The organism is Azospirillum sp. P4_B5 (assembly GCF_056402275.1).
This window is the reverse complement of record NZ_JBFUHT010000081.1, coordinates 1-11291: the sequence shown is the minus strand read 5'-3', so window position 1 is coordinate 11291 and position 11291 is coordinate 1. Positions and strand designations below refer to the sequence as shown.

The following is an 11291-nucleotide window of genomic DNA, read 5'->3' as shown; positions in this document are numbered from 1 at the left end:
CCTCCCACGCAGCCGACCCCGGGCGCGAAGCCCGGCGCGCCCGGCAACGCGCCGATGATGGGTCAGGGCATGGGCAGCGGCATCATCGTCCAGCCCGGCGCCCAGGCGCAGGGTGGCCAGCCCGGCATGATGATGAATATGGACCAGATGCGCTCGATGATGGGCGGCATGTCGGGCCAGCAGGACGGCCAAGCCGGGATGATGGGGCCCGGCATGATGTCCATGATGCGCCAGATGATGATGGGCCAGCAGGGCGGAATGGGCTTGCCCTTCGAGCACGTCGAAGGCCGCATCGCGTTCCTGAAGGCCGAACTCAAGATCACCGACGCCCAAGCACCGCAGTGGAACGCCTTCGCCGACAGCCTGCGGGCGAACGCCAAGGCCCATCAGGCCATGCACGAGCAGATGACCAAAGGCGGCATGCCCTCCTCCTGGCCCGACCGGCTCGCTTTCCAGCAGAAGGCGCTGTCCACCCGGCTCGACGCCCTGAAGGCGCTGGAGTCCGCCGCCAAGCCGCTCTACGCCGTGCTGACCGACGAGCAGAAGGCGCTCGCGGACCGGCTGCTCCCCGGCCCCATGGGCATGATGTGAGGAGGCGGCCATGACGCACCACGAACACCCCAATCACGCTCCCGAGCCGCTGGCGCGCACGCCCTGGTACCGGACTTGGACCGGTTTGGCCGGACTTGGCGGGGCCGCCCTGGCGGCCGTGTACCTGTCGCTCCTCCACGTCGACCATGCGCTCGACGCGCTTCCGCTTCTCGTCCTGCTCCTGTGCCCGCTGATGCACCTGTTCATGCATGGCGGCCACGGGCATGGCGGCCACGGCGGGAATGGTGACGCCGACCGGCCGAACAAGCGGGGCACGCCATGACGCACGAAGCCTCGGCCTATGGCCTGTGGATGCTGGTCGCCCTCAACTCGGCCATCTTCATCATCTTCGCCTTCAGCTTCGGCAAGCCGCAGTCGCCCCGGGACTGGCGGTCCTTCGGGGCGTTCAGCGCCTTCATCGTGGCACTGTTCACCGAGATGTACGGCTTTCCGTTGACCATCTACCTCCTCTCGGGCTGGCTCCAGACCCGCCATCCGGGCCTCGACATCCTGTCGCACGACGCCGGGCACCTCTGGTCGACCATCTTCGGCCTGGAGGGCAACCCGCACTTCAACGTGCTGCACATCCTCAGCAACGTCTTGATCCTCGCGGGCTTCGTCCTGCTCTCGGCGGCCTGGAAAGTGCTTTACGCGGCGCAGAAGCAAGACCGGCTCGCCACGACGGGCGTGTACGCCTATGTCCGGCACCCGCAGTACATCGCCTTCATCGGCATCCTGTTCGGCTTCCTGCTCCAGTGGCCGACCATCCTGACGCTGGCGATGTTCCCGTTGCTGGTCCTGATGTACGTCCGTCTGGCCCGGTCCGAGGAGCGGGAAGCCCTCCGGGTGTTCGGCGCCGAGTACGAGCGTTACGCCGCGGTCACGCCGGGTTGGCTTCCGCGTCTCTCCTCCCGTGGGCCGAACCACCCCAGAGTGGGAGGGTCGTTCGGTGCGTGATTCTGGTTGGAAGCCCACGAAGCAAGCGGCGGCAACGACCGTCGCCGTGTGCCTGCTGGCGCTCCCGGCCGGAGCGCAGACGCTTCGGGACGCGGTCGAGGGCGCCTGGAAGCTCAACCCCGAAGTCAGGAGCCTGGAGGCACAGAGGGCCGTGGCCACCGCCCGGCGCGGTGCCGGGGAGGCGCTGGTCCCGGCCGCCCCGGCGGTCACGCTGCGGCACACGAGCGACTACCTGAACCGGAACATCGGACGGCGCGAGTACGAGGCCGAACTCGGCGTCCCGCTCTGGCTGCCCGGCCAGGGAACGGCGACCGTCCGGGCGGGCGACGCGCTGCTGGCGCGCACCGACGCCGAGATCGCCGCGCGCCAGCTGGCGGTCGCCGGGGAGGTCCGGACGGCCCAGTGGCAGGTCGCGTTGGCCGAGCGGCGCGCCGAACTCGCCCGCCAGCTCGAGGCCGACACCCGACGGACCGCCCGGGCCGGGGAGATTTCGGAGGCCGACCATCAACTGGCCCGCGCCGAGGCTCTCTCCGTCGCGGCGGATCTCCGCGACGAGGAACTCGCCCTGGAGGAGGCCCGCCAAGTGTTCCGGACGCTCACCGGCATGGCGCCGCCGAAGGCGGCACCGGAGCCGGAGATCGGCGAGCCGCCGCTTGAGCGGCACCCCTCCCTGCTGGCGGCTCGGCTGGGCGTCCGCTCGGCCCAGGCCCAGCGCCAACTGGTGGACCTGACAACGCGCGACAACCCGGAGGTCGGGCTGATGGCCCGCCGCGAGCGCGACAGCCGCGAGGAACGCTACGACACCGTGTTCGGCGTCTCCGTCCGCATCCCGTTCGCGGTCGAGGCCGTGAACGCGCCCAAGCGGGCCGAGGCGCTGAGCGAGGTCGTCCGCTCCGAGGCCGAGCAGGCCAACGCGACCCGCACGGTCGAGTCGGACATCCGGCAAGCCCGCCTCGCCCACCAGGCGGCGAGCGAGCGCCTGTCGATTGCCCGCGACCGGGCTGCGGCCCTCAGGGCACGCCTGTCGAACATCGAGCGCGCCCGGAGGGCGGGCGAGATCAGCCTCGTCGAGCACGTGCGCGCCCAGGAGGCGGCCTTCGAGGCCGACCTCGCCCGCGCCACCGCCGAAGTCCAGCTCGGCGCCGCCCGCGCCCGTATGAACCAGTCCCTCGGAGTTCTCCCATGACCACCCGACGCCTTCTTGCCGCGACCGTCGTCGCCGCGAGCCTTGCCGCGCCGGTCGCTGCTCCCGCTCTCGCCCACGAGGGCCACGCCCATGGCGGCGAGGAGCCGAAGCCGGTCGTCACGACGGCCGCCCCCACCCTGGAAACGTCCTCGTCCGACTTCGAACTCGTGGCGGTCGCCCGGGGAAAGACCCTGCTCGTCCATCTGGACCGCTTCGCCACCAACGAGCCCGTGAACGGCGCCACCATTGAGGTGAGCGCTGATGGCGAGGCCGCGACGGCCTCGCCCGTCTCCGGCGAGGAGGGCGTCTACCGCCTCGACCCGTCCTGGCTCTCCAAACCGGGATCCCATGAAGTGACCGTCTCCGTCACCGCGGCCGACGCGGCCGACCTGCTGATCGGCACACTGGAGGTTCCGGCGTCCGCGGCCGAAGCACAGACCGGCGGTGCGCAGGGTGTTTCCGCCGTCCTCGGGCAGGTCCGGAACGATTCCGGCCTGATGCTGGGGGCGGTCATGGTCTTCCTGCTCGGGGTCCTGACCACCGTCGCCCTGACCCAGCGTGGACGCACGCGGACGGTCGCAGGCGCCGCGCTGGTCGGCATCGGCCTGCTGTTGGCGAGCGGCGCCGCCTTTGCCCACGGCGGCGAGGACCACAGCCACGGCGACGAGGACAAGGGCAAGGCACCAACGGCGGCCGTCCCGATGGGGGCTACCGGTGCATCGGAGAGCCCGCGACGCCTGCCGGACGGCAGCCTGTACGTGCCAAAGCCGTCGCAACGTCTGCTGTCGGTCCGCACCGTCGTAGCCAAGCCGCAGGAGGCGGCGCAGACGGTGCGGTTGATCGGTCAGGTCATCGCCGACCCCAACGGCGGCGGTCACGTCCAGGCCACGCAGAGCGGTCGCATCGAGCCGGGGGACAAGGGGCTGCCCTACGTCGGCCAGCGGGTCGAGGCCGGGCAAATCCTCGCCTACATCGCCCCCGCCGTGACCTTTGTGGACCGCAGCGGCATCCAGCAGCAGATCGCCGTGGTGGAGCAGGAACTCGTCATCGCCGAGTCCCGCCTCCAGCGGCTCCGGAAGCTGGAAGGCAGCGTGCCCCAGCGCGACATCGAAGAGGCGGAGGCCAACCTCAGCGGGCTGCGCAAGCGCCGGGCGGCCCTGTCCCCCGCGCTGACGACCAAGGAAGCCCTGCGGGCGCCCATCTCCGGCGTGGTCACAGCCAACAACGTCAAGGCCGGACAGGTGGTCGAGGGGCGCGACCAGGTGCTGTTCGAGATCGTCGACCCGTCGCGGCTGATGGTCGAGGCGGTCGCCTTCGATCCCCGGGTGGCGAACGCCATCAAGGCGGCCACGGCGATGACGGCCGACGGCACCAGCCTGTCCCTGGAACTCCTCGGCTCCAATCTCGCGCTGCGCCAACAGGCGATCCCGCTGCTCTTCCGGATCGGCAATCCGCCGTCGGGGCTCGGCGTCGGCCAGCCGGTCCGGCTCGTCGCCCAGGTGCAGGGCACCGCGTCGGGCATCGTCCTGCCGCGGCAGAGCGTGGTGCGCAACGCCAGCGGCCAGCCCATCGTCTGGCAGCACGACACGCCGCAACGCTTCGTCGCCCGCCCGGTGCGCACGCAGCCCGTCGACGGCGACACGGTGCTCGTCCTGGCGGGCGTCGAGCCGGAGGCGCGCATCGTCACCGACGGCGCCGGTCTCCTCAACCAGGTCCGGTGAAGAGCGCCCCGCCATGTTCAACTTCCTCGTCAACACCAGCCTGCGCAACCGGCTCTTCGTCCTGGCCGCCACGGCGATCCTCGTCGTCTACGGCTCGTTCGTCCTCAAAGACCTACCGATCGACGTCTTCCCCGACCTGAACAAGCCGACCGTCACCCTGATGACCGAGGCCGAGGGGCTGGCGCCGGAGGAGGTCGAGCAGTTGGTCTCCTTCCCGCTGGAAACCTCGATGAACGGCATGCCGGGCATCACCCGCGTGCGCTCGGTGTCCGGCGTCGGGCTCAGCATCGTCTTCGTCGAGTTCGACTGGGGCACGGACATCTACCGCAACCGCCAGCAGGTCGCGGAACGGCTGGCCATCGTCCAGAGACAGCTTCCGCCCAACGTCCGGCCGCAGATGGGGCCGATCTCGTCCATCATGGGCGAGATCATGCTGATCGCCATGTCCGGCGACGGCGTCGGCCCGATGGAGGTGCGTGAACTCGCCGACTGGGTGGTGCGGCCGCGGCTGCTCGCCATTCCCGGCGTCAGCCAAGTCATCCCCATCGGCGGGGAGATCCGGCAGTACCGCGTCGCCCCCGACCCGGCGCGCCTGCACGACTTGGAGATCACCACCGACGAGCTCGTGAAGGCGCTCCAGCAATTCTCCGCGAACACCGGTGGCGGCTTCATCGACCAGCATTCCCAAGAGTATCTGATCCGCAACATCGGCCGGACGACCCGGCTGGAGGACCTGCGCAATCTCGTCGTCGCCTACAAGACGGGGCAGCCGATCCTGCTCCACCAGATCGCCGCCGTGGATTTCGCCGCCCGCGTGAAGCGCGGCGACGCGGGCGTCAACGGCAAGCCCGCCGTGATCCTGTCGGTGCAGAAGCAGCCCGGCGCCGACACCACGACATTGACCGCCGAGGTGGAAGCCGCCCTGGGCGACTTGGCGAAGTTCCTGCCGAAGGGCGTCCACGCCGACGAGATCCTGTTCAAGCAGGCCAACTTCATCCAGACCTCCATCGGCAACGTGGAGAAGGTCCTGCTTGAGGCGGTCGCCGTCGTGGCGGTGATCCTCTTCCTGTTCCTGCTGAACGTGCGGACGACGTTCATCTCGCTGACCGCCATCCCGATCTCGATCCTGATCACCGTGCTGGTGTTCAAGGCGTTCGGCATGTCGATCAACACCATGACGCTGGGCGGCCTCGCCATCGCCATCGGCGAACTCGTCGACGACGCCGTGGTGGACGTTGAGAACATCTACCGGCGCCTCGGCGAGAACCGGCGGGCGGGCAACCCGCGGCCCGTCCTGGAGGTGGTCGCCTCGGCCTCGCAGGAGGTGCGCTCGGGCATCGTCTACGCCACCATCATCATCATCCTGGTCTTCGTGCCGCTGTTTGCGTTGACCGGCATCGAGGGACGCCTCTTCGCGCCCCTGGGCGTTGCCTACATCGTCTCCATCCTGGCCAGCCTCGTCACCGCCATCACCGTCACGCCGGTGCTGTCCTACTACCTTCTCCCCAGGCTGAAGCGGCTGGAGGAGCATGACAGCTGGCTGGTCCGCAAGCTGAAGGCCGGGAACGCTCGGCTACTGGGCTGGGCCTTCGCCAACCCGGGGACGCTGTTCGCCACTGTGGGGACCGCCGTCCTGATCGCCGTGGCGACGGTGCCGAGCCTGCCACGCGCCTTCCTGCCGCCGTTCAACGAGGGCACGCTGACCATCTCCATGGTGCTGAACCCCGGCATCTCGCTGGCCGAGTCCAACCGGGTCGGGCTGGCGGCGGAGAGGCTGATCATGCAGGTGCCCGAGGTGGCCTCCGTCGGGCGCCGCACCGGCCGCGCCGAACTCGACGAGCACGCCGAGGGCGTCCATTCCAGTGAGATCGATGTCGACTTGAAGCCGTCCGAACGCAGCCGGGCCGAGGTGCTGGCCGATGTCCGCGCCCGGCTGGCCGCCCTGCCGGTGTCGGTGAACATCGGCCAGCCGATCTCGCACCGGCTCGATCACATGCTCTCCGGGGTGCGGGCGCAGATCGCGCTGAAGGTCTACGGCGAGGATCTGGACACCTTGCGCAGCCTCGCCGGGCAGCTTCAGCAGAAGCTCGCGGCGGTTCCAGGACTGGTGGACCTCCAGATCGAGAAGCAGGTGCGCATCCCGCAGGTCCAGGTGGTCGTGGACTACGAGCGGGCGGCGCTCTACGGCGTGACCCCGGCCATGGCGACGGACGCGCTGGAGAGCCTGTCCAACGGCCGCGTGGTGTCGGAGATCGTCGACGGCACCCGGCGTTTCGACGTGGTGCTGCGCCTGTCGGACGAGGACCGCACCACCAGCGGCCTGGCGAACCTGCTGGTCGAGACCCCGGCGGGCCGGGTGCCGCTCAGCTTGTTCGCCTCGGTCGAGGAGACAGACGGCCCCAACCAGATCCTCCGGGAGAATGGCAAGCGCCGCATCGTCATCCTCGGCAACTCCGACGGCCAGACGGACATGGCCCGGATCGTCGCGGGCATCCGCGACGTGGTCGCCCGGTCGCAGCTGCCGCCGGGCTACTTCACCAGCTTGGAAGGCACCTTCCAGGCGCAGGAGGAGGCGTCCAAGACCATCGCTGCGCTGTCGATGGTGTCCCTGGCGATGATCTTCCTGGTGCTCTACAGCCGGTACCGCTCGGCGGTGCTCGCCCTGATCATCATGGGCAACGTGCCGCTGGCCCTCATCGGCAGCGTCGCGGCGCTGTGGATCGCCGGACAGCCGCTGTCGGTGGCCTCGATGATCGGCTTCATCACGCTGACCGGCATCAGCACGCGCAACGGCATCTTGAAGATCAGCCATTACATCAACCTGGTCCTGCACGAGGGCGAGACCTTCGGCAAGGCTATGGTGATCCGGGGCAGCCAGGAGCGCCTGACACCCGTGCTGATGACCGCACTGTCGGCGGGCGTGGCGCTGGTGCCGCTGATGATCGGCACCGACGCGCCGGGCAAGGAGATCCTGCACCCGGTCGCCGTCACCATCTTTGGCGGGCTGGTCAGCGCGACCCTGCTCGACACCTTCCTGACCCCGGTCCTCTTCCTCAAGCTCGGCGAGAAGCCGCTGAACCGTCTGGTTGCCGCCCAGGCCGGTTCGCTGCGCCCGGCCGAGGCCTACTGATCCCCCTCACCCGGTCCATCCAGAAGGAAACCACACCGTGAAGTTCTCGACCCTCCTGCTCGCCACCGCCCTCTTCACCGCCCCGGCCACGGCCTTCGCCGACGGCCCGAAGATTGGCCCGAACGGTGGCCAGCGCGCCGACGCGGGCCCCTACCACGTCGAAGTCGTGCTCAAGGGCAACGACGTCGTCCTGTACGTGACCGATGGTGCCGACAAGCCGGTCGATGTGACCGGCGCCAAGGCCGAGGCGACCGTCCTGGCGAACAAGCAGACCCAGAAGGTCGCGCTCGAACCCGCGGGCGCCAACGCCCTCAAGGGGCAGGCGAACCTCGGCGGCGCGCACGACAGCGTCAAGGTGGTCACCGCGCTGACCATGCCCGGCCAGAAGCCGGTGCAGGCCCGCTTCGAGATGGGCCACGCAGGTCACTGAGATCGGCATGGGCGGCATGAGGCTCCCCGCCCCATGCCGCCCCGCAAGCAAGGAAATGCGCGATGAGCGCCAAGAAGAAATTCGCCACGATGGCTGCCGCCCTGCTGGTCGGTGCCGTGGTCGCCGGACCGGTCCGGGCGGCCGAGACCCTCAAGCTGAACGAGGTCTCGCACCTCCACGGGATTGCCGTGGACCCCGCAGACCCGTCGCGCCTGTATCTCGCCTCGCATCACGGCGTGTGGCTGACCAACCCCGACGGCACGGCCACGCGGGTATCCGACAACCGTTGGGACTACATGGGGTTCACACCGAATCCGGCGCAGCCCGACGCCTTCTTCGCCAGCGGTCACCCGGAGAAGGGCGGGAACCTCGGCGTCCTCGTCTCGACCGATGGCGCGAAGACCTGGAAGCCGGTCTCGGCGGGTGTGAACGGACCCGTGGACTTCCACGCCATGGACGTCAGCCCGGCCGACCCGAAGGTGCTGTACGGGCACTACGGCAGCGTCCAGATCAGCCGCGACGCCGGGAAGACCTGGGAGGTGACCGGCAAGCCGCCCGCCGACATGTTCGACCTGGCGGCCTCCTCGAAGGACCCGAACACCGTGTACGGCGCCACGCGCGCCGGACTGATGGTGAGCCGCGACGCGGGCAGGACTTGGCAGGCCGCCAACATCGTGCGGCGCCCGGCGACCATGGTCGCGACCACGAAGGACGGCGCCGCCTACGCCTACCAAGTCGGCACCGGTCTGCTCAAGACGACCGAGCCGAGCCTCGCGTGGCAACCGGTCAGCAACACTTTCGGTGACTCCGTCCTGCTGCACCTTGCGGTCGACCCGACCAACCCCGAGCGGCTCTACGCCGTGACCGACAAGAGCGCCATCCTGATCAGCCAGGACGGCGGCAAGACCTGGAAACCGTTCCGGTCGTGATGTGCCGGGGGATGTGGTGATGAAGGCGATGAAGATTGGCGTTGGCTTGGCCATGGGTGCGGCGATCGCGGTGGTTGGCGTCGTCCTGTTCGCTGGACCCAAGGCAGGCGCCGATCCAACCGACGCCGCCCAGGTTGCCCGAGGCAAGGCGGTCTACGCGGAGCAGTGCGCGTCGTGCCACGGCGTGCAACTCGAGGGCCAGCCGGAGTGGCAAAGCCGCAAGCCGGACGGCCGTCTGCCCGCGCCGCCGCACGACGCCTCCGGGCACACGTGGCACCACCCCGACGCCGACCTCTTCAAAATCACCAGGCAAGGCGTCGTTGAGTTCGCCCCTCCCAGCTACGAGAGCGACATGCCCGCCTTCGGCGGCGTGCTGAGCGATGCCGAGATCTGGGCGGTCCTGGCCTTCATCAAGAGCTCCTGGCCCGCGGAGATCCGTCGTCGCCACGCCGCCATGAGCGAACGTGCGAAGAAGTGAGGAGAGGACGCGAGCGGGCCACACAACGCGCTTGACCTTCCAGTCATTGGAAGGTGGAGCCTTGGTTTCATGGATGCCATCGCACGCCGGTGCCGGGAAGCGCGAACGAACGCGGAGGCACCGACGCCTGCATGCGAAGGGAGAAGCGAACATGAACGACCAGCACCGCAGCCACGCACACCATCCTGACCACCACAGTCACGGTGGGCACGACCACCACGCCGGTGCCGACGACCGGCCCAAGGTGAAGGACCCCGTGTGCGGCATGATGGTCGATCCCGAGCGGACCGGGCACCAAGCCGGGCACGGCGGCCAGACCTTCCACTTCTGCTCGGCGCGCTGCCACGACAAGTTCGTCGCCGACCCGGAGCGGTACCTGAAGCTGGAGGCAAAGCCCGCCGCTCCCGAGAAGGCCGCCCAGGCGTCGCCGCAGAAGGGCGTGATCTACACCTGCCCGATGCACCCGGAGATCCGCCAGGAGGGGCCGGGCAACTGCCCGATCTGCGGCATGGCCCTGGAGCCGGTCGGAGCCACCCTTGCGGAAGGGCCCAACCCTGAACTCGTCGACATGACGCGGCGGTTCTGGATCGGCTTGGTCCTGAGCGTGCCGCTGCTGGTGCTGGAGATGGGCGGCCACATCCCGGGGCTTGGGCTCCATGACGTAGTGCCGCCCCGCGTCTCCGTCTGGGTGCAGTTTCTGTTGGCCACGCCGGTGGTGCTGTGGGCGGGTTGGCCGCTGCTGGAGCGCGGCTGGCGGTCGTTCGTGAACCGCAGCCTGAACATGTTCAGCCTGATCGCGCTGGGCGTCGGGGTGGCCTACGTGTTCAGCCTGGTCGCGACGTTCCTGCCGGGCGTCTTCCCGCCGAGCTTCCGCGGCATGGACGGCGTGGTGGCCGTCTATTACGAGGCGGCCGCCGTCATCACGGTGCTGGTGCTGCTCGGGCAGGTGCTCGAGCTCCGCGCCCGCGAGCAGACCGGCGGCGCCATCCGCGCGCTGCTCAACCTCGCGCCCAAGACGGCGCGGCGCATCCGTACCGACGGCGAGGATGAGGAGGTGCCGCTCGAGGTGGTCCAGGTCGGCGACCGGCTGCGCGTCCGTCCCGGCGACGGCGTGCCGGTCGACGGCGAGGTCTTGGAGGGCCGCAGCGCCGTCGACGAGTCCATGGTCACCGGCGAGAGCATGCCGGTCGGGAAGGAGCCGGGCGCCAAGGTCATCGGCGGCACCGTGAACCAGACGGGCGCCCTGGTGATGCGCGCCGAGAAGGTAGGGTCCGACACCATGTTGTCGCGCATCGTCACCATGGTGGCCGAGGCCCAGCGCAGCAAGGCGCCCATCCAGCGCATGGCCGACGTGGTGTCCGGCTACTTCGTTCCGGCGGTGATCCTCGTGGCCGCCCTGGCCTTCGTCGCTTGGATGGTCTGGGGGCCGCAGCCCGCCTTCGCCTACGCGCTGATCGCGGCGGTCTCGGTGCTCATCATCGCCTGCCCTTGCGCGCTGGGGCTGGCGACGCCGATGTCGATCATGGTCGGTGTCGGCAAGGGGGCGACCGCGGGCGTCCTGATCAAGGACGCGGCGTCCCTTGAGCGGTTCGAGAAGGTCGACACGCTCGTCGTTGACAAGACCGGCACCCTGACCGAGGGCAAGCCAAAGGTGACCGCCGTGGTTCCGGCGCCGGGCATCGACGAGGCGGACCTTCTGACGCTGGCGGCGAGCCTGGAGCGGTCGAGCGAGCACCCGCTGGCGGCCGCCATCGTCGCCTCCGCCAAGGAACGGGGCCTGCCGCTGCGGGACGTCGCCGACTTCGGCTCCGTCACCGGCAAGGGCGTCGTCGGGACGGTCGGCGGGCGCACAGTGTCCCTCGGCAACGC

Annotated in this window: 10 protein-coding genes; all 10 read left to right on the top strand. The window is 69.6% G+C overall.

The window, feature by feature from the left end:
• The coding region (locus AC1DVI_RS31125) for a Spy/CpxP family protein refolding chaperone (protein ID WP_476961268.1) at positions 1 to 591 on the top strand (591 nt) is incomplete at its 5' end.
• A gap of 10 nt (positions 592 to 601) precedes the next feature.
• The gene (locus tag AC1DVI_RS31120) at positions 602 to 874 is read left to right on the top strand and encodes a DUF2933 domain-containing protein (RefSeq protein WP_476961267.1); all 273 of its coding nucleotides are present in this window, start codon (positions 602 to 604) and stop codon (positions 872 to 874) included.
• Positions 871 to 1548 (top strand): methyltransferase family protein, encoded by a 678-nt coding sequence (locus AC1DVI_RS31115; protein WP_476961266.1) that lies wholly within the window; start codon positions 871 to 873, stop codon positions 1546 to 1548. Before AC1DVI_RS31120 ends, AC1DVI_RS31115 begins: the two co-directional genes overlap by 4 nt.
• Positions 1541 to 2734 (top strand): TolC family protein, encoded by a 1194-nt coding sequence (locus tag AC1DVI_RS31110; RefSeq protein WP_476961265.1) that lies wholly within the window; start codon positions 1541 to 1543, stop codon positions 2732 to 2734. The genes AC1DVI_RS31115 and AC1DVI_RS31110 overlap by 8 nt, the downstream gene beginning before the upstream one ends.
• Positions 2731 to 4455, top strand: coding sequence for an efflux RND transporter periplasmic adaptor subunit (locus AC1DVI_RS31105; protein ID WP_476961264.1), 1725 nt, complete (start codon positions 2731 to 2733; stop codon positions 4453 to 4455). The genes AC1DVI_RS31110 and AC1DVI_RS31105 overlap by 4 nt, the downstream gene beginning before the upstream one ends.
• Before the next feature lie 13 nt (positions 4456 to 4468).
• Entirely contained in the window at positions 4469 to 7585 is a 3117-nt protein-coding gene (locus AC1DVI_RS31100) for an efflux RND transporter permease subunit (protein ID WP_476961263.1), read from the top strand.
• Between the two features lie 37 nt (positions 7586 to 7622).
• Positions 7623 to 8015 carry a hypothetical protein gene (locus tag AC1DVI_RS31095; protein WP_149164849.1) on the top strand — a complete coding sequence of 131 codons (393 nt, stop codon included), beginning with the start codon at positions 7623 to 7625 and terminating at the stop codon, positions 8013 to 8015.
• Positions 8016 to 8077: 62 nt separating this feature from the next.
• Complete coding sequence (locus AC1DVI_RS31090; protein ID WP_476961262.1) at positions 8078 to 8944, top strand: WD40/YVTN/BNR-like repeat-containing protein; 867 nt, start codon at positions 8078 to 8080, stop codon at positions 8942 to 8944.
• Between the two features lie 19 nt (positions 8945 to 8963).
• Positions 8964 to 9422 (top strand): c-type cytochrome, encoded by a 459-nt coding sequence (locus AC1DVI_RS31085; protein WP_476961261.1) that lies wholly within the window; start codon positions 8964 to 8966, stop codon positions 9420 to 9422.
• A 151-nt stretch (positions 9423 to 9573) separates the two neighbouring features.
• The coding region (locus tag AC1DVI_RS31080; protein WP_476961260.1) for a heavy metal translocating P-type ATPase at positions 9574 to 11291 on the top strand (1718 nt) is incomplete at its 3' end.

Bases quoted from the DNA above. Each gene is read 5' to 3' on its own strand.
- AC1DVI_RS31120 (WP_476961267.1), top strand. From the start codon at position 602: ATGACGCACCACGAACACCCCAATCACGCTCCCGAGCCGCTGGCGCGC.
- AC1DVI_RS31115 (WP_476961266.1), top strand. From the start codon at position 871: ATGACGCACGAAGCCTCGGCCTATGGCCTGTGGATGCTGGTCGCCCTC.
- AC1DVI_RS31105 (WP_476961264.1), top strand. From the start codon at position 2,731: ATGACCACCCGACGCCTTCTTGCCGCGACCGTCGTCGCCGCGAGCCTT.
- AC1DVI_RS31100 (WP_476961263.1), top strand. From the start codon at position 4,469: ATGTTCAACTTCCTCGTCAACACCAGCCTGCGCAACCGGCTCTTCGTC.
- AC1DVI_RS31090 (WP_476961262.1), top strand. From the start codon at position 8,078: ATGAGCGCCAAGAAGAAATTCGCCACGATGGCTGCCGCCCTGCTGGTC.
- AC1DVI_RS31085 (WP_476961261.1), top strand. From the start codon at position 8,964: ATGAAGGCGATGAAGATTGGCGTTGGCTTGGCCATGGGTGCGGCGATC.